Origin of the sequence: Litorivicinus lipolyticus, from assembly GCF_009650135.1 — a bacterium.
Classification (GTDB): Bacteria; Pseudomonadota; Gammaproteobacteria; order Pseudomonadales; family Litorivicinaceae; genus Litorivicinus; species Litorivicinus lipolyticus.
Map to the genome: position 1 here is coordinate 228373 of NZ_CP045871.1, position 18974 is coordinate 247346.

Annotated in this window: 21 protein-coding genes; 12 read left to right on the forward strand and 9 right to left on the reverse strand. The window is 58.6% G+C overall.

Going from position 1 to position 18974, the window contains the following annotated elements; genetic code table 11:
- Nucleotides 1-876, forward strand: a complete 876-nt coding sequence (locus tag GH975_RS01175; protein WP_153712749.1) for a DMT family transporter — start codon at nt 1-3, stop codon at nt 874-876.
- Here the strand turns inward: GH975_RS01175 and GH975_RS01180 are convergent.
- Entirely contained in the window at nt 873-1472 is a 600-nt protein-coding gene (locus GH975_RS01180) for an HNH endonuclease (protein WP_153712750.1), read from the reverse strand. The genes GH975_RS01175 and GH975_RS01180 overlap by 4 nt on opposite strands.
- A gap of 253 nt (nt 1473-1725) precedes the next feature.
- Here GH975_RS01180 and GH975_RS12210 point away from each other — a divergent pair, with 253 nt between their 5' ends.
- On the forward strand, nt 1726-1857 hold the full coding sequence (locus GH975_RS12210; protein WP_272482787.1) for a hypothetical protein: 132 nt from the start codon (nt 1726-1728) through the stop codon (nt 1855-1857).
- Nucleotides 1858-1865: 8 nt separating this feature from the next.
- On the opposite strand, the gene GH975_RS01185 is transcribed toward GH975_RS12210, so the two are convergent.
- A complete protein-coding gene (locus GH975_RS01185; RefSeq protein WP_153712751.1) occupies nt 1866-2510 on the reverse strand; it encodes a GntR family transcriptional regulator in 645 nt (214 codons plus the stop codon).
- 99 nt (nt 2511-2609) lie between these two features.
- Here GH975_RS01185 and dctP point away from each other — a divergent pair, with 99 nt between their 5' ends.
- From dctP to GH975_RS01215, 6 genes are read left to right on the forward strand one after another with little or no spacing between them, the layout of a single operon-like run.
- A complete protein-coding gene (dctP, locus tag GH975_RS01190; RefSeq protein ID WP_153712752.1) occupies nt 2610-3593 on the forward strand; it encodes a TRAP transporter substrate-binding protein DctP in 984 nt (327 codons plus the stop codon).
- Between the two features lie 48 nt (nt 3594-3641).
- Nucleotides 3642-4157, forward strand: a complete 516-nt coding sequence (locus tag GH975_RS01195) for a TRAP transporter small permease (protein WP_153712753.1) — start codon at nt 3642-3644, stop codon at nt 4155-4157.
- A complete protein-coding gene (locus GH975_RS01200; protein ID WP_153712754.1) occupies nt 4157-5473 on the forward strand; it encodes a TRAP transporter large permease in 1317 nt (438 codons plus the stop codon). Before GH975_RS01195 ends, GH975_RS01200 begins: the two co-directional genes overlap by 1 nt.
- Nucleotides 5470-6237: a maleate cis-trans isomerase family protein gene (locus tag GH975_RS01205; protein ID WP_153712755.1), complete on the forward strand. Its 768-nt coding sequence runs from the start codon at nt 5470-5472 to the stop codon at nt 6235-6237. Before GH975_RS01200 ends, GH975_RS01205 begins: the two co-directional genes overlap by 4 nt.
- The gene (locus GH975_RS01210; protein WP_153712756.1) at nt 6234-7484 is read left to right on the forward strand and encodes a malonyl-CoA decarboxylase; all 1251 of its coding nucleotides are present in this window, start codon (nt 6234-6236) and stop codon (nt 7482-7484) included. The genes GH975_RS01205 and GH975_RS01210 overlap by 4 nt, the downstream gene beginning before the upstream one ends.
- Nucleotides 7481-8977, forward strand: a complete 1497-nt coding sequence (locus GH975_RS01215) for an AMP-binding protein (protein ID WP_153712757.1) — start codon at nt 7481-7483, stop codon at nt 8975-8977. Before GH975_RS01210 ends, GH975_RS01215 begins: the two co-directional genes overlap by 4 nt.
- Here GH975_RS01215 and GH975_RS01220 read toward each other — a convergent pair.
- Nucleotides 8974-10230 (reverse strand): cytochrome-c peroxidase, encoded by a 1257-nt coding sequence (locus tag GH975_RS01220; protein ID WP_153712758.1) that lies wholly within the window; start codon nt 10228-10230, stop codon nt 8974-8976. The two genes, GH975_RS01215 and GH975_RS01220, sit on opposite strands and share 4 nt — an antisense overlap.
- Here GH975_RS01220 and GH975_RS01225 point away from each other — a divergent pair.
- The gene (locus GH975_RS01225; protein ID WP_153712759.1) at nt 10220-10693 is read left to right on the forward strand and encodes a tetratricopeptide repeat protein; all 474 of its coding nucleotides are present in this window, start codon (nt 10220-10222) and stop codon (nt 10691-10693) included. The two genes, GH975_RS01220 and GH975_RS01225, sit on opposite strands and share 11 nt — an antisense overlap.
- A gap of 30 nt (nt 10694-10723) precedes the next feature.
- Here the strand turns inward: GH975_RS01225 and GH975_RS01230 are convergent, their stop codons facing one another.
- From GH975_RS01230 to GH975_RS01255, 6 genes are read right to left on the reverse strand one after another with little or no spacing between them, the layout of a single operon-like run.
- Nucleotides 10724-11788 (reverse strand): TRAP transporter substrate-binding protein, encoded by a 1065-nt coding sequence (locus GH975_RS01230; protein ID WP_153712760.1) that lies wholly within the window; start codon nt 11786-11788, stop codon nt 10724-10726.
- Between the two features lie 53 nt (nt 11789-11841).
- Nucleotides 11842-13131 carry a TRAP transporter large permease gene (locus GH975_RS01235; RefSeq protein WP_153712761.1) on the reverse strand — a complete coding sequence of 430 codons (1290 nt, stop codon included), beginning with the start codon at nt 13129-13131 and terminating at the stop codon, nt 11842-11844.
- Nucleotides 13125-13640 carry a TRAP transporter small permease gene (locus GH975_RS01240; RefSeq protein ID WP_153712762.1) on the reverse strand — a complete coding sequence of 172 codons (516 nt, stop codon included), beginning with the start codon at nt 13638-13640 and terminating at the stop codon, nt 13125-13127. The genes GH975_RS01235 and GH975_RS01240 overlap by 7 nt, the downstream gene beginning before the upstream one ends.
- Before the next feature lie 38 nt (nt 13641-13678).
- Entirely contained in the window at nt 13679-14149 is a 471-nt protein-coding gene (locus GH975_RS01245; protein ID WP_153712763.1) for a flavin reductase family protein, read from the reverse strand.
- Nucleotides 14146-15048 (reverse strand): aldo/keto reductase, encoded by a 903-nt coding sequence (locus tag GH975_RS01250; protein WP_153712764.1) that lies wholly within the window; start codon nt 15046-15048, stop codon nt 14146-14148. Before GH975_RS01250 ends, GH975_RS01245 begins: the two co-directional genes overlap by 4 nt.
- On the reverse strand, nt 15048-16205 hold the full coding sequence (locus GH975_RS01255; protein WP_153712765.1) for an LLM class flavin-dependent oxidoreductase: 1158 nt from the start codon (nt 16203-16205) through the stop codon (nt 15048-15050). Before GH975_RS01255 ends, GH975_RS01250 begins: the two co-directional genes overlap by 1 nt.
- 62 nt (nt 16206-16267) lie before the next feature.
- Between GH975_RS01255 and GH975_RS01260 the strand changes: the two genes are divergently transcribed.
- From GH975_RS01260 to GH975_RS01270, 3 genes are read left to right on the forward strand one after another with little or no spacing between them, the layout of a single operon-like run.
- Nucleotides 16268-16921, forward strand: a complete 654-nt coding sequence (locus tag GH975_RS01260; RefSeq protein ID WP_153712766.1) for a GntR family transcriptional regulator — start codon at nt 16268-16270, stop codon at nt 16919-16921.
- 15 nt (nt 16922-16936) lie between these two features.
- Nucleotides 16937-18004 (forward strand): Gfo/Idh/MocA family protein, encoded by a 1068-nt coding sequence (locus tag GH975_RS01265; protein WP_153712767.1) that lies wholly within the window; start codon nt 16937-16939, stop codon nt 18002-18004.
- Nucleotides 18001-18969, forward strand: a complete 969-nt coding sequence (locus GH975_RS01270) for a YeiH family protein (protein ID WP_153712768.1) — start codon at nt 18001-18003, stop codon at nt 18967-18969. Before GH975_RS01265 ends, GH975_RS01270 begins: the two co-directional genes overlap by 4 nt.
- Nucleotides 18970-18974: the final 5 nt, after the last annotated feature.

Below are 18974 nucleotides of genomic sequence, written 5' to 3' on the forward strand. Positions count from 1 at the left end.
ATGCGACCCCACGATAAGTCCCTGTTTTTACTGACCGTATTGATTTGGGGTTCGACCTGGTACGCGATTAAATTTCAACTGGGCACGGTCGACCCGATGGTCAGCGTGGCCTGGCGTTTTTTGGCGGCGGCGGCGCTGATGCTACTGGGGTGTCGGCTGTTCGGGCTGTCGCTGCGGCTGCGTGGGCGTCAGCACCTGTGGGTGTTGGCTCAGGGTGTGACCTTATTTTCGGTCAATTACGCCCTGTTCTATATCGCCACCGGCTACCTGACCAGCGGCCTGATCGCGGTCATGTTCAGCACCATGGTGATCTGGAACGCGTTTGGCGCACGGGTTTTCCTCAAGGTCCCGGTGCCGCTGCGGGTCGTGGTCGGCGGCATTGTTGGGTTTTGTGGGTTGTCACTGTTGTTTATGCCCGACATCTTCAATCTGGCCTATGGGCCGGCCGAGGTCGGCGCGCTGCTGATTTGTGTGGTCGCGACCGTTTGTGCCAGCACCGGCAATATCATCAACGCACGCAATCAAAAGGCCGGGATTGGGCTGATGGCGGGCAATGCCTGGGGCATGCTGTATGGCGGCCTATTTACGCTGGCGCTGTGCCTGTTTTGGGGCAAACCCTTGGTGTTTGATTTCCGGGCGGACTATGTCGTCAGTTTTGCTTATTTGGTGGTATTCGGATCCATCGTGGCGTTCGCCGCCTACATGAAAATCATCCGCGACTGGGGCGCCGAACGTGCGGCCTTTTCAACCTTGCTGTTTCCGGTCGTGGCCTTGGCCATCAGCACCGTCTTTGAAGACTATCAGTGGACGCTGGAAGCCGTGATGGGCAGTGCACTGGTGGTATTTGGCAATTACATGGCGCTGCGCAAAGTCTAGGCCGTAATGGTCGGCTCGTCGCACTCTAGGGCGCCATCCCAATACAGGTAATCGGTCCAGCTGTGGTGTAAAAAATTCGGTGGGAACGAGCGCCCGTGTTGCTGCAGTTGCCACACCGTGGGCGCCTTGGCCGGGGTAATCGGGTGCATGCCAATTTTGTGCGGCAGTTTGTTGGCTTTGCGCCGGTTGCACTGTTGGCAGGCCGCCACGATGTTATCCCAGCTGGTTTTGCCGCCCAATGAGCGCGGAATGACATGATCAAAGGTCAGGGCCTTGGGCGGCAATCGCTCGGCACAGTACTGGCAGGTGAAGCGGTCGCGCAGGAACAAATTAAAGCGGGTAAAGGCGACGCTGCGTGATTGCGGGGCGTATTCGCGCAGTGCAATCACCGACGGCAAGGTCAAGGTGGTAGAGGGGCTGGCGACCTGATCGTCGTATTCTTCGACCACGCTGACTTTATCCAAGCACACCGCCTTAACCGCATCCTGCCAGCTCCACAGTGACAGCGGATAGTAGCTCAGCGGCCGAAAGTCGGCGTTCAACACCAGCACCGGCGAGTGCTGCCCCTTGTCGGGGGTGGGTAAGGCAACGTTCATAACTCAGTCCATCCAAGCGGTCTGCGAAAATAAGTGCGCTGTCTCTTTGTACACCATTTCAGTCGATTGTTTCAGCCTGACGACGATCGGCACAGGGTCGTTAGGGTGGGGCGCTATTTATGGATTAGTTTTTCTAACCCCGAAGGGACGAAATGTCTTTAGTCAGAATCGCGCAGTGTTCCTATAGTGAATCCACAAGAGGCGGCCAGTCGCCCCTCACCTTATTGACGCCAACGTGGCGGGAGTAAAGACCATGAAAAATTCATCTGTGACTATAGCTTGGTTTGAAAGCATGAGTGGCGCTTTGGCGGCTGCGTTTGGTTTCGGTGGGGTGGTAGCCGCACCGCGCAAGCAGCCTAGCCTGCACACCCAGTGGTTCGTCTAGTTTAGGGCTTATAGCTGCGCCATCAGGTCGGCAAAGCGTTCGCCCTGAACCGACACATGCGCCTTGGATAGCCGTTCAGCCGTCGCCGCGTCGCCGGCGACAATGGCCTCGATAATCGCGCTGTGTTCGCCTAACGATTGATTCATGCGTCCTCGGACGCGCAGTTGCAGGCGCCGGTACGATTTCAATCGGTGGCGAATTTGGCGGGTCTCATCCGCCAAAAAACGATTGCCGCATCCGTTATAAACAATTTCGTGAAAGTCCACGTTCAAGGCGTAATACAAATCCGGGTCATTGTTTTCGATCGCGGCATGACAGGCCTCGTTGGCTAGTTTGAGGCGTTCGATGTCCGCCGTGCGCATGCGCCGCGATGCTAACCGCGCACACATCCCTTCCAGTTCCGCCATCACTTCGAACATTTCAATCAGCCGTGTAATCGACGGGGCCGAGGCAAAATAGCCGCGCTGGCCATCCCGCTTTTCAATCAGATCCGATGCTGCCAAGCGTGCGAAGGCTTCGCGCACCGGGGTCCGCGACACGCCGAATTGCTCGGCGGCGGCGGTTTCGTCAATGCGCTCGCCACTTTTGATCGTGCCGGTGACGATGCGTTCTTCTAATGCCTCGAAAATTCGATCGGTGGCGTTCTTGCTCATCCGGTGGGGTTCCTATTGACTCGGGCGCTTTGAATACACTAACTTCATTTGTGCATACAAAAAAGCGTGCACCGAATAATTATAAAGAAGGAGTGTCTCATGAACACGAAAAAACTAGTGGCTGCAATGTTGGCTGCCGGCCTGGCCTCGTCCAGCGCCCTGGCGGCGGAACTGCGTTTGTCGCACCAATGGTCAACCAAAGACGTTCGCCACAAAGTCGCGCAAATGGTCGCCGATCATGTCAGCGCTGCGAATGTTGATTTGGATATCAAAATTTTCCCCGCTAAAGCCTTGTTCAAGCCGCGCGAGCAGTACAAGCCGCTGAGCCGTGGCCAGCTCGACATGACGGTGTTACCGCTGAGTTACGCCGGCGGTCAACAACCGGCGTATAACCTGACGCTGATGCCGGGTTTGGTTAAAAACCACGACCACGCAGCGCGCTTGAACGAATCGCCCTTTATGGACGCGATTGAAGAAGTGATGGCCGAAGACGACGTGATGGTGCTGGTCCACGGCTACCTGGCGGGCGGTTTTGTCGGTCGTGAAAAGTGCATCACCTCACCGGACGATATCAAGGGCCTTCAGACCCGTGCAGCGGGTAAAGCTTTTGAACAAATGCTGGTCGGCGCAGGCGCATCGATTGCATCCATGGCGTCCAGCGAGATCTACAACGCCATGCAAACCGGTGTGTTGGATGCGGCTAACACCTCATCATCGTCGTTTGTGTCATACCGCGTCTACGAGCAGGTCAGCTGCTACACCCCAGCCGGCGATACCGCGCTGTGGTTTATGTACCAGCCCTTGCTGATGAACAAAGGTGCGTTTGACGGTTTGAACAGTGCCCAGCAATCCGCACTGCGTGAAGGCGCGGCCAAAGCCGAAGCCTATTACCTGGCTGAAGCGAAAAAAGAAGACGCCAACTCGGTTGACGTCTATCGCAAGGCCGGTGTTCAGATCAAAGAAATGAGTCAGGGCGAGTTCAACGCCTGGCGTGATCTGGCTAAGGAAACGTCGTACAAAATGTTTGTTGAAGACTATCCGGAAGGTCAGCGCTTTTTGGACTTGGCGCTGGACGTCGAGTAGGTCCTACGGCGGGGTGCGTTCTGCGCCCCGTTTTTTCTGGAGAACGGCATGCGATTTTTCGTCACTTGGGTCAACCGAGTTAATCAGGTCGTCGGCGTCACGGCTGCGATGATGGTGGTAGTGGCGGTTGCGATTACCTGCCAAATGATTTTTATACGCTATGTATTGAACGGCTCGACTGCGTGGCAGACCGAGACCGTGATCTATCTAATTTTGGGCGCGACCATGCTGGGTATGGGCTATGTCCAACGCCTCAGAGGTCACGTCAACGTGGATTTGGTGGCCGTTATGTTGCCCCCGAGTTTGCGCAAAGGCCTGCTGATTGTGGCCGCCTTGGCCAGCATCGTGGTGGTCTCGATCATGGCATTTTATGGCTACGAAATGGCCCACATCGCCTGGGCTAAAAATTGGACCAGCGATACCGTCAATGCGGTCCCGCTGTGGATCCCATACAGCGTCATGCCGATTGGATTTGGGTTGTTTGCGCTGCAGTTGGTGGCGGACTTGATTGATACCGTCGATACGCCCGCCGAGGCGATTGAGTTGGCCGGAGGAGGCCACTAATGGATCCGTTATTGCTAGGGTTGATCGTCGCGGCGGTCACCATATTTGTATTGTTTTCTGGCGTCGCGGTGGCCAATGGCCTGCTGATTGTCTCGACCATATTTTTGCTCGTTTTTGACGGTGTGCGCTCGCTCGAGCTGATGCCGGAAATCTTATTTGGCAAGCTCGACAATTTCGCCTTGTTGTCGATTCCGATGTTTATCTTGATGGGCGCCTCGATTGCCTCGACCCGCGCCGGTGCTGACCTATATGAGGCATTGGATAGGTGGTTGACGCGCATTCCCGGTGGATTGGTGATCAGTAACTTGGGCGCCTGCGCGCTGTTTGCGGCGATGTCCGGTTCGTCGCCGGCGACCTGTGCGGCGATTGGTAAAATGGGCATCCCCGAGATGCGCAAACGCAACTATCCCGACACGGTGGCGACCGGCTCGATTGCCGCCGGCGGCACGCTGGGCATCCTAATCCCGCCGTCGGTGACCATGATTGTGTATGGCATCGCCACCGAAACCTCGATTGGGCGCTTGTTCCTGTCCGGTGTCGTGCCGGGCCTGTTGCTGGTGGGCTTGTTTATGGCCTGGTCGGTGTATTCGACCTGGAAGCAGGGCGGCGTCGACGCCCTGGGCGGCCGCAGCTTTACGTGGAAGCAACGCTTTGAGGTATTGCCGCGTGTGTTGCCATTTTTGGCGGTCATCGTCGGAGTTCTGTACGCGCTGTATGGCGGTGTCGCGACGCCGTCGGAAACCGCGGCGGTGGGTGCGCTGCTGTGCTTGCTGCTGGCGATCATTATTTACCGGATGACGGACTTTTCGCAGCTGTGGGTGATGTTGCGCGACTCGACTAAAGAGTCGGTGATGATCCTGTTAATCATCGGCGCCGCCGGCGTGTTTAGTTACATGCTGTCCAGCCTGTTCATTACCCAGGCCATTGCCGAGTGGATCGGCACGCTGGACGTCAATCGCTGGGTGCTGATGTTGTACGTCAACCTGTTCTTGCTGGTGGCGGGCTTCTTCTTGCCACCGGTCGCGGTGATTTTGATGGCGGCGCCGATTTTGCTGCCGATCATTTTGGCGGCCGGCTTTGACCCTTACTGGTTCGCGGTGATTTTGACCATCAACATGGAAATCGGTTTGATCTCGCCCCCGGTTGGTTTGAACCTCTATGTGATCAACGGTATCGCGCCGGAAATTCCGCTGAAAACAATCCTTAAAGGCTCGGCGCCCTACGTGGGCTGCATGGTGCTGGCGATTTTGATCCTCAGCGTGTTCCCGGGCATCGTGACCTGGTTGCCGGATCTGATGATGGGGACCGCGGTATGAGCAAGCGCAGTTACCGTATCGGTCAAATTGTGCCCAGCTCCAACGTCACCATGGAGACCGAAATACCGGCGATTTTTCGTCAGCGCGAAGGTCAGTACAGCGAGCGGTTTACCTTTCATTCATCGCGCATGCGCATGAAGCACGTGACGCCTGAAGCCTTGGCGGCGATGGACGTGGAAAGTGACCGCTGTGCGCTGGAACTGAGCGACGCCGCGGTCGACGTCATGGGCTATGCCTGTCTAGTTGCGATCATGGCCCAGGGGCTGGGTTACCACCGCGTCAGCCAAGCCCGGTTGGAAAACCAAGCCTTGAGTAACGACAGCGCGGCACCCGTGATTACCTCGGCCGGTGCGCTGGTCGATGGACTGCACGCCATGGGCGCGAAAAAAGTCGCGATCATTACGCCGTATATGAAGCCGTTGACGGCCAAGGTGGTGGCGTACCTGGAACACGAGGGGATCGAAGTGCAGGAGGCGCTGTCATTGGAAATTGCGGACAACCTTGAAGTGGCTGCACAAAACCCGCTGCAGCCGCTGGCGCTGGCGCAAAAGCTGGCGTTGAACAATGTTGATGCGATCGTCGGTTCGGCGTGCGTGCAAATGCCGTCACTGCCGTCGATCCAACTGATCCAAGATAAAACTGGGGTGCCGACCCTCAGCGCGGCGCTGGCGACTGGGGCTGCGATGATGCAGGCCTTGGGATTGGCCGGTGCGGTACCGGGGCTGGGTGCATTATTCGAAACCTGTCGGGCGGACGTGGCATGAGCCCAACGATTTCGGGGCTGCTGAACCAGATCTCGCGCAAGGCGCGGGAGCTGTTGGAAAGTCGTGAAGGGACCGCGGTTGAGCGCCTGTTGCAGCGCTGTCACGAACTGGTCTCCAGTCGCGGCGAAGCCAGCGGCCTGGCCCTGGCCAGTGACGTGTTTGAAGCCTATGCCGCCTTTGATGACACCGAGCGGTTGGAATTTTGGTTGGCCACGGAGGCCCAGCTGGGCGTCGACCGCAGCGCCTTGTTGGGTGCGATTGACGATTATCAGGCCGACCCTGAGGCCGATCCGGTGTGGGTCCACAACGCCAGTGAGCCGCGTCGCCAAGAGCTGTTTCGGCGGTTGAATTCGGCCCCGGACGGCACCGTGTCCTTAATCCGCATGCGCGAGTCCTTGCGCGGGCTGGCGCTGCCGGCGGCCACTGCAAAGCGCATTCACTCGGATTTTGTGCATCTGTTTTCAAGCTGGTTTAACAAGGGCTTTTTGGAGTTGCGCCAAATCAGCTGGCAAACCCCGGCGGATGTGCTGGAAAAGCTGATTCGGTACGAGTCGGTCCACGAAATTCAGGGCTGGGACGATCTACGCCGGCGCCTGGCCAAGGATCGCCGCTGCTTTGGATATTTTCACCCGGCGATGCCGGACGAGCCGCTGATCTTTGTTGAAGTGGCCTTGGTCAAAGGCATGTCAGGGGCAATCGAGCCGTTACTGAGTGCCGGCGAAATCGATCCCGAGGACGCTGATACCGCGGTTTTCTATTCGATCAACAACTGCCAGGCCGGCTTGGCTCAGGTGTCCTTTGGCAACTTTTTGATCAAGCAGGTGGTCGAGGTGATGCGCCACACCACGCCGCAAATCAAAACCTTTGTGACCTTGTCGCCGATTCCGGGGCTGAAACGCTGGGTCGACAGCGACCCCGAACGTTGCGCGCGTCAGCAAGCTGGCGACGAGCCCTTTGTGGGGCTGTGCATCGAGTACCTCACCAGCTTTGAACGTGGCCGCTTGATCGACCCGGTGGCGCGATTCCACCTGGGCAATGGGGCGCGTTTGGAGCGCATCAATCTATCGGCCGATTCAAGCGAGGCTGGCCAATCACGCAGCTTTGGCGCCATGGTCAACTACCTCTACGAAGCGGACACCATTGTTAAAAACCACGAGGCGTTAATGGCCCGTGGCGAGGTCGCGGTGTCGCCTAAATTGAAATCCCACCGGCGCGCGCCGGTGGCTGCGTTAAGGACCAAAACATGAGCTCAAATTTATTTAGTCACATCGAAACCGCGCTGGCCCGTGACCCGGATTCGGTGATTCTGGAAACCCTAGATGGTACTGAAACCCGTGCCGAGGCGCTGTTGGAAGCGGTCGATCGGATGGCCAGTTTGCTGGCCAGCTTGGGCTTGAAGCCGGGCGAGCGATTGTCAGCGCAGGTCGACAAGGATGCCATGAACGTGGTGCTGTACCTGGCCTGCTTAAAGGCCGGTGGTGTCTACTTGCCGCTGAACTCGGGCTACACGGACAGCGAAATTGAGTACTTCTTGAGTGACGCCGAACCCGTCATTCACGTCTGCACGACGTCGCGTCAAGCCGGTGCCGAGGCCATTGCCGCGCGTCTGGGCGGTCTCCAGGTCCAGACTTTGGATTTGGACGGCGGCTCGCTGCGGGCCGCGTTCGAGGCCCACACAGGGCGCTTTGGTGCCACGGTTGCGCGTGCGCCATCGGACTTGGCATCGTTTTTGTACACCTCGGGGACCACGGGCAAGCCCAAGGGCGCGATGCTGACCCACAACAACCTATTGTCGAATGCGCAGATGCTGACCCAGGCCTGGGATTACAGCACCGAGGACACGCTGTTGCATGCGCTGCCGCTGTTTCATGTGCACGGCTTGTTCGTGGCCTTGAACTTGGCTTTGGTCAACGCGGCCAAGGTGATTTTGCTGCCGAAATACGAGGTTGAGGCGGTCTTGCAGGCATTGCCGCGGACCCGGGTGATGATGGGCGTGCCGACTTACTACACGCGACTGTTGAGTGAGGCACGTTTTGACCGCGCGTTGACTGGCCACATGCGATTGTTCATATCCGGCAGCGCGCCATTGTTAGTGGAAACCTCGGATCAGTTTTTCGAGCGCACCGGCCAGCGCATTCTGGAGCGTTACGGCATGACCGAAACCGGCATGAGCTGCTCCAATCCGCTCAATGGAGATCGCCGGGCCGGTTCGGTTGGGCCCGCGCTACCGGGCGTTCAGGCCCGTATTGTCAGCGAGGATGGCGCCCCCAGTGCGGCCGGCGAAATTGGCTCGCTACAGGTTAAGGGCGATCACGTGTTTGCCGGCTACTGGAAACTGCCGGAAAAAACCGCGTCGGAGTTTACCGATGACGGGTTCTTTGTGACCGGTGATTTAGCGACGCTGTCCGACGACGGCTATGTATCGATCGTCGGCCGCGGCAAGGATTTGATTATTACCGGCGGGCTCAACGTCTACCCCAAGGAAATCGAGGACGTGTTGAATGACATGCCGGGGATCAAAGAGAGTGCGGTGATTGGCGTGCCGCACCCAGACTTTGGTGAAGGCATTGTGGCGGTCTTGGTGGCCGAGGATACGCTCGATTTAGACGCGGTCAAAGCGGCCTGCCGTGTCGCCATGGCGGCGTTTAAATTGCCGCGAACGTGGCACATTGTTGACGAATTGCCGCGCAACACCATGGGCAAAGTGCAGAAAAATCTGCTGCGCGAGCGCTTTGGTTAGTCTTCCGAATCCAGCAGCCCCAAAAAGGCAATCAGATCGTCAATGTCTTGGGCCGATAACCCCATCGGCTCGACTTGGATAGAGTCGCGCAAACGCGCCATTTCCCGGGCATTTTCGAAACCGATCCAGTCAATCCGTTCAAGGTGCGCAGCGTCGGCCAAGATGGCCTGGCTGCGATCGTAGCGATCCAGCGCCGCGCGCGGATCGTTATGGTGTTCGATTATCCCGCGCAGCGTTGCATAGGCACCGTTGTGGCCGTAGGGGGCGGTTTTTCCGACGTTGCGTAGCGAGGGTACCCGAAACGCGTAGCGGTCGTTCCAGTCATTGGAGTGGGCCATGCGCCCCAAATCACGGGCCACCGGGTCCCAGGGCCGCGTGCGGCCGGGGCCCATTGGTGGCAACCCCAGCGAGACAAAGGACTGGTTGGTCATCAATGGCCCGGAATGGCACTGGGCACAACTGCCGTCTTGATAAAACAATGCTAGGCCGCGTTGCTCACTGTCGCTTAACTGGACCGCCTGGCCGCGTGCAATGCGGTCGATCGGGGCATCGAGCGTGCGAAATTCAAGGTTGATAAAGTCGCCAATGGCATTCGCCAGGTGGCTGATATCGACATCCCGGCGCCGCGTTAACTCGGGGTACGCGGCTTGCAACAGCTCCCAGTAGTAGTCAAACCCAATAATGCGCTCGACGATCACCGGCCAGGCCCAGTCAATGCGTTGGCGGGCGGCGCCGATGACTTCGTTTTCACCGGTGTTGCCGGCCATTTCAAACTGCGCCGTCAGCGGCAATACGGCCTGGGCGGCCAGCAGGGAATTAAGCCCCTGCGGCAGGCGGTCCTCGGCCGGGCTGTCAAAGCCGCTGGGTGCCTTGGGGTCAATCGACAGCCGGCCATCCCAAAACATCTGGGTCACCGAGCGGTGCCCCAAATTCCACAGCGGCGGGGCGTGGCGCGGCACGCGTTTTTTGATGCCGGCGTTGGCGGTCCGCTTGGGGCCCTCGCCAATGCCGCCTTCGCCAACGCTTAACGACACGCCGTCGGCGCTGCCGAATTCGGGCAAATGACAGGTTTGGCAGCTGATGTTGAAATTACCGCTGAGGACGGGATCCTTGAACAACTGACGCCCCAGCTCGACCCGGGCCGGGTCGACGGGCAAAAAGTCATCCGCCGACAGCGGCGCCCAGGGCACGCTGGTGGCGAAGGCTGGTAAGCTGGTGAGCAACAAAAATAAAGGGGTCCACATGCGTTTCATTCCAGTCCTAGCACTAGCCTTGTCGTTTCTCGCACACGCAGGCGACGTTGAGGATGCAAAAAATATGATGGAACGCGGCGAGTATGCGGCCGCGTTTGTGCAGCTGTATCCCATGGCCCAAACTGGCAATGCTGACGCCGAAGAATTGATCGGCAGCATGTATGCCTTGGGGCTGGGGGTCGAACGCGACGATATTCGCGCGTTTGAATGGTATTTGCGTGCCAGTATGCGCGGCCATGCGGGCGCCCAAAGCGGCATCGGGTGGTATTACGAAGTCGGCCGAGGCCTGACCGGTATTGACTTGGTTCGTGGCTATGCCTGGTACACCATTTCCGCCATTGGGGGCGATCCGGATGCGGCAATTAGCCAAGAAGAAATTGTTAAAAAAATGAGCCCGGCTCAAATTGAGCAGTCCCAGAAGCTGGTCAAAGACTATCGGGCTCATCTGTTTCCTTTCGAATAACCCAGGCCGCCCGAGGGCGGCCCGGTCGCCTTACATCAAGTCGCGCGCGTACTCGGCGTCAAACTTAGCTTCGGCGTCTTTGGAGGCCTTTTGGAAGGCATTGAAGAAACGCTCGCCCTCGCGCACGTTGCCTTTGAACCAGTCATAAACCGGTGCCGCGGCCGCTGCTAACTGCGCTTTTTCAGACGGAGTGGGCACGTACAGTTCGCCGCCGATTTCCTTGAACTCCTGGTAGGCCTGGATCGACTTACGCTTGGGGCTGGCGAAGGTCGCCTGCTGCAGTGCGGCAAAGCCATCGACCATGACCCGGCGCAGGTCAGTCGGCATGTTCATGAACACTTCGTTGTTCATCATCCACAGCGCTGCCATGTAGGCGTGGCCGTCCAGCGTCACGTACTTCAAGCCGGCTTCGGGGAATTTCATGCCCATGATGTCGGTGATGCCGTTTTTAGAGCCCTCGACCACACCGGTCTGGAAGCTAGAGAACAGCTCAGGCCAGGGGATCGGAGTCGGGCTGGCGCCCAAGGCCTTGACCAGTTCCTGGGGCAAGTCCGCAACGACGGTGCGAATTTTCAGGCCTTCAAAGTCAGCCGGTGTACGCAGGGTGCGCTTGGTGTTAGCAAAGTTACGCCAGCCGCCGGTGTTGCCCACGGTCATCAAGCGCACCACGTTGTCCGAATCCGACAGCATTTGGCTACGCAGGTCGGCCACAAAGGGGCCGCTTAAGACGTCTTCGGCGACACGGTCGTTGGACATGACGTAGGGCAAATCAAACATTTGCACGTACGGGAAGGTCGATGCGACACCGCCGGACGTTGACACGTAAATGTCGACACTGCCGTCCTCGATTGCCTGTAGGCACTCGGTGCCGTTCGCGCACAGCTGGGTGCCGATAAACAAATCCACTTTAATGGCGCCGTTGCTGGCCGCTTCGACGTAGTCCTTAAAGACCACCAGGCCGTCATAGTCTTCGTCGTTTTCGTTGGAGTTGGCGACCGCGCGCAGGTTGAAATCCGCCGCGCTGGCCACGCCCGCCACCGCAATGCTGGCGCCGATCAGGGCCGCGGTGATTAGGTTTTTCGACTGTTTAAACATGTTGAACCTCATTTTTGTTATTGATACATCGTGCGGAATTCCCGCCTTCCAGGTCAAGTCACCAGACCTAACCACCTCGGAACTGTTAACGAAATTGCCGGGACAAAGGTGATCAACAAGATCACCAGTATTTCGACCGCCAAAAACGGCAAGATCGCACGGCTAATCGTTTCAACCTTTTCGCCGGACACGGAGCTTGCGACAAATAGCACCAAGCCCATCGGCGGTGTCGCCAACCCGACCGTCAAGTTGACGCTCATGATCATGGCGAAGTGCACGGGATCGACGCCCATGTCGATAAATACCGGCCCTAAAATTGGGCCCAAAATAATAATCGCCGGGCCCGCGTCCAAAAACATCCCGACAATGAACAACAGAATATTGATCAGGAACAACAGCACGTAGCTGGACGACGACAGCGCCAACACCCAAGTCGCCAAATCTTCGGCCACATGCGATAGGCTGACCACGGTCTTAAAGGCAATCGCCGCGCCGACCAATAACAGCACCACGGCGCTGGCCATGGCCGCCTTGTTAAAGATTTCCGGCAGCTCCTTAAAGGTCAAGGTGCGGGTCACAAATAGGCTCAGTACCAAGGCGTAGGCCACGGCCACGGCGCTGGCTTCGGTGGGGGTGAAAATGCCGCCCAAGATACCGCCTAAAATGATCACCGGGGTCAGCAGTGGCAAGAACGCGGATTTAGCGGCGCCGCCGCGTTGACGCCAGCTCGCCCGTTCGCTGGCGACTGGGAAATCGTAGCGCTTGGCCATGACGCTGGTAATTGCCATCAGTGCGCCACCGACCAAAATGCCCGGCACGATGCCGGCGGCAAACAAGGCCGCCACCGACACTTCCATGGTGTAGGCATAGATAATCATGATGCCGCTGGGGGGGATAATCGGGCCGATAACGGAGCTGGCGGCGGTAATGGCGGCGGCGAACTTGCGCGAATAACCGTTCTTTTCCATCGCCGGTATCAGCATCGAGCCCAGCGCGCTGGTATCGGCCACGGCGCTGCCTGATAGGCCGGCAAACAGCATGGAGCTGAAAATGTTGACGTGGGCCAGGCCGCCGCGGATGTGCCCGAGTAAGGATTGACTGAAATTGATCAGCGCCAGCGTGATGCCGCCACGGTTCATCAATTCCCCGGCCAACATAAAGAACGGGATGGCCATCAACGGAAAGCTATCGATGCCGTTGTAGATGTTACGAAACAGCAGCGGAATGTCCCGGTCCATGTCCAGCAACAACAGCAGCGAACCCGGTGCCGCCAGCATGGCGAAAAAGACCGGCATGCCGATTAAAATTAGCAGCAAAAACAGCGGTAAAAACCATGTCAGCATGGGGTTTTTCCCGTCAAGGTTAGGCGCAGGTGGCGCAGCGTCAGTTCCAGCATCACCGCCAACATCGAGAAGTAACACACCCCCATGGCCAGGTAGATCCATGCCCGGGGCAGGTTAAAGCTGGCGGCGCGGGTACGAAATCCGCGCTGGAAAAAGTCAATCGACAGGTCGCTAAGCAAAAACAAAATCGCACAGCAAAACAGCATCAACACCAGGTTTAATAGTTGTCCCAGTCGAACGGGCAGCGAATCGGGTAACAGCGTAATGGCGACAAAGTCGCCTTTGCGCAAGGCCGGGGCCGCGACCAGCGCCATCATCCAAATCATCAGCGCGCGGGCGACTTCTTCGGGCCAGGGCAGGGCGTGGTTGACCACGTAGCGCATGAACACCTGCAACAAAATGGTGCCCACCATCAGGGACACCAGCACCCATGCGATGTTCAGGCCGAGTCGCCCGAAGGCGTTGTTGAGGTGGTTCAGCGCCTTGAGCGGCGCGTCAATCCAAAGCATGTTCCGTCCTGTCGTTATTGTTGTCGGATCGGTGAGGTCTACAGGGCGTCCAGTCGTCCTAACTTGCCCTGTCCAAATAAAACCGGTGGTGCCGATTGATGGGCGAAGTCGTTGACCTGGCCCAGCAAAATGTCGTGATCCCCGGCGCCAATGACCTTGTGCAGGTCACAATCGAACCAGGCCAAGGCGTTGGTCAGTCGTGCCCGCCCGGACGGCAGCCGAGTTAAATCGACGCCGTTAAAGCGCTCGGCGTGCTCGCCTTTGGTGAATTTCCAGACCAGGTCAGCGTCGTCCTCGGTCAAGATGTTGACACAATAGCCACCGCCTTCAGTGAAGGCTTCATAGCAGTTCGAGCTGTGCTGAATTGACCATAGCACCAGCGCCGGGTCTAGCGACACCGACGCGAAGCTGTTGCAGGTTAAGCCAATGTCTTGATCGTTTTGGCGCGCGGTGACGATGGCGACGCCAGTCGCCCATTGCCCGAGGGCGTCGCGTAATGCTCGGCTCACGGTACTTCCTGGCCGGTGGCCGCTTGGTAAATTTCGAACCATTGCTGGCGGTCGATGCTGACGCGTGTGGCGTCGGACAGGCGAGCGATGCGCTCGAGGTTGTTGGTGCCCAAAACCGGCAAAATCCCCGCCGGGTGAGCCAGCAACCAAGCCACGGCGACCGCATCAATGCCAACGTTCGCGTTGTCGGCGATCGGCTGCATCACAGCGCGCAGTTCAAGTGCGCGGGCGCTGTCGCCAAACAAAGCGCCGCCGGCGAGCGGTGACCACGCCATGGGTTTGATCCCCATCGTTTGGGCTTTGGCAATGTCGCCATTGACGAAGCAATCCACTGCCATCGGGTTAATTTCAATCTGGTTGGTCACCAGCGGGTGGTGCATGTGGGCCTGTAACAAATCCAGGTCCCAGGGCTTGAAGTTGCTGACGCCGCAGGCTTTGACTTTGCCGCTGTCGATTAATGAATCCAACGCCCGTCCGGTCTCGGTGGGGTCCATAAAGGGGTCGGGACGGTGAATCAGCAACAGATCCAAGGCATCAATACCCAGCCGGCTGAGGCTGGTTTCAGCGGACTCAATAACGTGGACGGCGCTGGTGTCGTAATGTTTGACCCGCCGGTCCGGGTAGTGATCCGATAACAACATGACGTCGCATTTGCTGATGTGCTGGCAGGCGTCCTTGAGGTCCGGACGCGCTTTCAGGGCGCGGCCAAATAGCGCTTCACAGGCGTAGTCGCCATAGATGTTGGCGTGATCCAGTGTGGTGATGCCTTGTTCCAGGCACTTTTCAACCTTGGCAATGACCTGGCCGTCGGACGTGTCGCTGTCGTCGGCTAAGCGCCACATGCCATAAACCAAGCGGCTAAATAGCGGTAAGCTGTCGTGTAGGGAAACCATTTCCATTAGCGGCGTTCTCCGATGCCTAGCGGCGTCTGTGGGGTGGATGAGGGTACGCGGCCGTACTCTACCGGAAGCGAACAGGTTTTGAGTTCCGGAAGCACCTTGGTACCGAATATCTCGCATTCTTGCAGGTGTGGATAGCCGCTGAAAATAAATGCCCGGATGCCCATTTTTCGGTAGTTCTCAATTTTCGATAGGACTTGATCGACGCTGCCGACCAGTGCCGCTCCACAGCCACTGCGGGCGCGGCCGACGCCGGTCCACAGATTCGATTCGGTGTAGCCCTTGGCATCCGCCAGCATGCGGTTTTGGACCTGTAAGTTGACGCCCATGGTTTTCGCATCCAAGGCGCGTTGCTTGATCATCTCGCCTTGCTCATCGTTGAGTTGGCTGACCAGGTGATCGGCGTAGTCGCGGGCTTCGGCTTCGGTGTCGCGCACGATCATGTGCACGCGCAATCCGTAGTCCAGCACCCGGCCGTGGGCCTCGGCACGGGCGTGCACGGCGCGCATGCGATCGGCTAAGTTGGCCTCGATTTCCGGCCACATCAGGTAGACATCGCAGTGGCGGCCGCACAATTCTAGCGCCGGCGGGCTGTAGCCACCGAAGTACAGCAACGGGCCACCGTTTTGTTGATAGGGGCGGACCGGATCGGTGCTCAAGCCTTTGAGCTGATAGATCTCGCCGTCGTAGTTAATTTCGTCCTGGGTCCAGGCCTGCTTCAAAATTTCGACCACTTCGTGGCTGCGCTGATAGCGCAACTCGGCGCTGGCGTCTTCGCCTGGGAAATTTGAGCTGATCACGTTCAGAGTCAGGCGGCCTTTGAGCATGTGATCCAGCGTCGCAACCGTGCGTGCCAACATCGCCGGGTGCAGCTCGCCGCAACGGATCGCGGCCAACAGGTTGATCTGTTGTGTCAGCGGCGCCATGCCGCTGGCAAAGGTCAGGGTGTCTTGGCCGACTTGGTAGCTGGAGGGGCACAGGACATTGCGAAAACCCAGCTGATCGGCGCGTTTAACGATGGCGCTGGTGTTTTCCCAGTTTGAGCGAAGCTCTGGATTCGGAACACCGAGCAGGTCATAGTCATCCGAGCACAGCGGTGCAAACCAGGATACTTCGCTGGCGTCTAACGCTTGGCTTTTGATGGGCACGATCGACATAGGGCTCTCCGTTATTTCCAGCGAATGTATCAATGATAAATCAATCTGTATAGACTGCCGCCATGAATGAGTTGCCGCTTTACCTCCAAATTGCTGATTACTTGCGCCGTGAATTGGCCGGCGGCCGCTATCGTGTCGGCCAGAAACTACCCACCGAGGCGGCGTTTGGGCGCGAACTCTGTGTCGCTGTCGGCACGCTGCGAAAATCCTTGCTGGCGCTGGAAACCGAGGGCTTGCTGGAGCGCCGCCAGGGCAGTGGCACCTATGTCAAAGCGCTGCCGGAGGCTGGCAAGTACCCACTGTTTCACCTCGAATTGAACGGCGGTGGCGGCGAACCCAGCGGCGAGATACTGGGCTTGAATCTGGCCCCGACCACGCAGCTATCGCCGGCTCAGCACATTCGCCGGCGGCGTCGGCTGGACGACACCTGGGTCGCGGTTGAGGACATTTGGGTGCGCACGCCCGACACCTTGCAACTGGACTGGATTACGCCGGCGCTCTACCAGATGTACCGTGAGCGGTTACAGCTCTGGGTGGCGCGCGTCGAAGACAAAGTCGGTTTGGCGCCGGTCCCGGCGCACGTCGGTGAGTACATCGAACCGGCGCACGCGGCCTATGTCGAGCGCTTTGGCTTGGATCACGAAGGTCAATTGATTGAATATTCCCAGACTTGGTTCGACAGCCAGGTGTGTCATTACAACGCTCGTTGGAGCTAGAACAATAAGAACGCTATGAAACGATACGGATTTATTGGCTGCGGCATGATGGGGCAGGAGCACCTGCGCAATTTGGCGTTGTTGCCAGCGGTCGCGGTGGTTGGGTTTATCGAACCGGATGACGCCATGGCCGCGGCGACCCAGGGGCTGATCCCAAATGCCCAGCGCGTCGACGATGTCCAGGCGTTGCTGGCCTTGGGCTTGGATGCTGCGGTGATCACCAGTCCGAATTACTGTCACGCCAAACAATTACAGCAATTGGCGGCGGCCGACATTGCGGTGTTGGTCGAAAAACCCCTGTGTACCGACCCGGCCGACTTGGCGCCGCTGGCCGCGTTGGCCGCGGACAAGCGCTGGTGGGTGGCCATGGAATACCGCTACATGCCGCCGATTCAGGCGCTGATCGAGCTGTCGCGCGGCGATACGCTGGGCACGATTCATACGCTCAGCATCCGCGAGCATCGGTTCCCGTTTTTGCCCAAGGTCGGCGATTGGAACCGTTTCAATCGCAACACCGGCGGGACCTTGGTCGAAAAGTGTTGCCACTTCTTTGACCTGATGCGCCACCTATTGCAGTCCGACCCGGTTCGCGTTTATGCATCCGGCGCGCAAAGCGTCAACCATCTGGACGAGGTCTACGACGGCCAGACCCCGGACATTTTGGACAACGCCATGGTCGTGGTCGACTTTGCCAGCGGTCAGCGCGCCAGCCTGGAGCTGTGCATGTTTGCCGAGGGTAGTCGCTACCAAGAAGAAATTTGCCTGGTCGGTTCCAAGGCCAAAGTCGAGGCCCGTGTGCCGGGCCCGACACGCTTTTGGAATGCCGAATCCGGCGCGCCGCCGGTGCCGGTGGTCGAACTGAGCCCGCGTAACGCGCCGCCGACCCAGTGGCCGGTGCCGGTTGATCCGGCGTTGCTGGCGGCCGGGGACCATAACGGCTCGACCTTTTACCAGCACCAAGGCTTTTTGGCGTCACTGGATGGCGCTCCCATCGAAGTCACGGTAGCCGATGGCGCCTGGGCCGTGCGCATGGGCATGGCGGCTCAGCAAAGCATCCAAACGGGGCGTGCGATCGAACTGTGAGAGCACTACTTCAAACCGCCCCGGGGGTCGCGGTCGCGGCCCTGATCGGCACGATCGCCTACACCCTGGGCAGCCACTACGGTGCTCCGGTGATGCTGTTTGCGTTGCTGCTGGGCATGGCGGCCAGCTTCCTCGCGGCGCGGCCGCGCTATCAACGTGGCGTGACCTTTGCTTCCAAGGGGCTGCTGCGGATTGGCGTGGCACTGCTGGGGTTGCGGCTTAGCTTTGACGACATTTTAAGCCTGGGGTGGGGCCCGATGGCCGGGACCGCGGGGTTGTTGGCATTGACCCTGGTGTGCGGCGTGGTGCTGGCCAAATTGTTGGGTAAAAGCCTCGCATTTGGGGTGTTGGCGGGCGGTGCGGTGGCCATTTGTGGGGCCTCGGCGGCGTTGGCTATTGCCGCGGTGTTGCCCATGAACCAGCGCAGCGAACGCGATATTTTATTCACCGTGGCCGGCGTTACCAGCCTGTCGACCATCGCCATGATCGTCTATCCCTGGCTGTTTATTGAACTGGGGTTCACGCCCTTTCAGTCCGGATTTTTGATTGGCGCAACTATTCACGATGTCGCCCAGGTGGTCGGAGCGGGCTATACCTTGGGTCACGAGGCCGGCGACATTGCGACCTTTGTGAAGTTGCAGCGGGTGGCGTTATTGCCGGTGGTGTTGGCGGTGGTGATGTTTGCCTTTCGCGGCCAAAGTGGCGGTCAAATTCAGTTACCGTGGTTTTTGCTCGGGTTTGTTTGGCTCATGTTGGTGGGCAATTTGATGCCGATTCCGGACTGGATTCGCGGCGCGGTCAATTCGGCCTCATCGGCGGCCTTGGTGGTCGCCATCAGCGCCCTGGGCATGCGCACGTCGCTGAAACAAATGGCCGATTTGGGGTGGGGTCATGCGTTTTTATTGGTCGCGACCACGCTGGTGCTATTGGCCGCGGCACTGGGCTTTGCCGCTTGGTATTTTTAGCGCGT

What these genes read in the sequence shown, in the direction of transcription:
- GH975_RS01180 (WP_153712750.1), bottom strand. Translation starts at nt 1,472, where the DNA reads ATGAACGTTGCCTTACCCACCCCCGACAAGGGGCAGCACTCGCCGGTG.
- GH975_RS01175 (WP_153712749.1), top strand. Translation starts at nt 1, where the DNA reads ATGCGACCCCACGATAAGTCCCTGTTTTTACTGACCGTATTGATTTGG.
- GH975_RS01265 (WP_153712767.1), top strand. Translation starts at nt 16,937, where the DNA reads ATGAAACGATACGGATTTATTGGCTGCGGCATGATGGGGCAGGAGCAC.
- GH975_RS01230 (WP_153712760.1), bottom strand. Translation starts at nt 11,788, where the DNA reads ATGTTTAAACAGTCGAAAAACCTAATCACCGCGGCCCTGATCGGCGCC.
- GH975_RS01250 (WP_153712764.1), bottom strand. Translation starts at nt 15,048, where the DNA reads ATGGAAATGGTTTCCCTACACGACAGCTTACCGCTATTTAGCCGCTTG.
- GH975_RS12210 (WP_272482787.1), top strand. Translation starts at nt 1,726, where the DNA reads ATGAAAAATTCATCTGTGACTATAGCTTGGTTTGAAAGCATGAGTGGC.
- GH975_RS01205 (WP_153712755.1), top strand. Translation starts at nt 5,470, where the DNA reads ATGAGCAAGCGCAGTTACCGTATCGGTCAAATTGTGCCCAGCTCCAAC.
- GH975_RS01240 (WP_153712762.1), bottom strand. Translation starts at nt 13,640, where the DNA reads ATGCTTTGGATTGACGCGCCGCTCAAGGCGCTGAACCACCTCAACAAC.
- GH975_RS01220 (WP_153712758.1), bottom strand. Translation starts at nt 10,230, where the DNA reads ATGAAACGCATGTGGACCCCTTTATTTTTGTTGCTCACCAGCTTACCA.
- GH975_RS01195 (WP_153712753.1), top strand. Translation starts at nt 3,642, where the DNA reads ATGCGATTTTTCGTCACTTGGGTCAACCGAGTTAATCAGGTCGTCGGC.
- GH975_RS01260 (WP_153712766.1), top strand. Translation starts at nt 16,268, where the DNA reads ATGAATGAGTTGCCGCTTTACCTCCAAATTGCTGATTACTTGCGCCGT.
- dctP (WP_153712752.1), top strand. Translation starts at nt 2,610, where the DNA reads ATGAACACGAAAAAACTAGTGGCTGCAATGTTGGCTGCCGGCCTGGCC.
- GH975_RS01185 (WP_153712751.1), bottom strand. Translation starts at nt 2,510, where the DNA reads ATGAGCAAGAACGCCACCGATCGAATTTTCGAGGCATTAGAAGAACGC.
- GH975_RS01225 (WP_153712759.1), top strand. Translation starts at nt 10,220, where the DNA reads ATGCGTTTCATTCCAGTCCTAGCACTAGCCTTGTCGTTTCTCGCACAC.
- GH975_RS01200 (WP_153712754.1), top strand. Translation starts at nt 4,157, where the DNA reads ATGGATCCGTTATTGCTAGGGTTGATCGTCGCGGCGGTCACCATATTT.
- GH975_RS01210 (WP_153712756.1), top strand. Translation starts at nt 6,234, where the DNA reads ATGAGCCCAACGATTTCGGGGCTGCTGAACCAGATCTCGCGCAAGGCG.
- GH975_RS01255 (WP_153712765.1), bottom strand. Translation starts at nt 16,205, where the DNA reads ATGTCGATCGTGCCCATCAAAAGCCAAGCGTTAGACGCCAGCGAAGTA.
- GH975_RS01215 (WP_153712757.1), top strand. Translation starts at nt 7,481, where the DNA reads ATGAGCTCAAATTTATTTAGTCACATCGAAACCGCGCTGGCCCGTGAC.
- GH975_RS01235 (WP_153712761.1), bottom strand. Translation starts at nt 13,131, where the DNA reads ATGCTGACATGGTTTTTACCGCTGTTTTTGCTGCTAATTTTAATCGGC.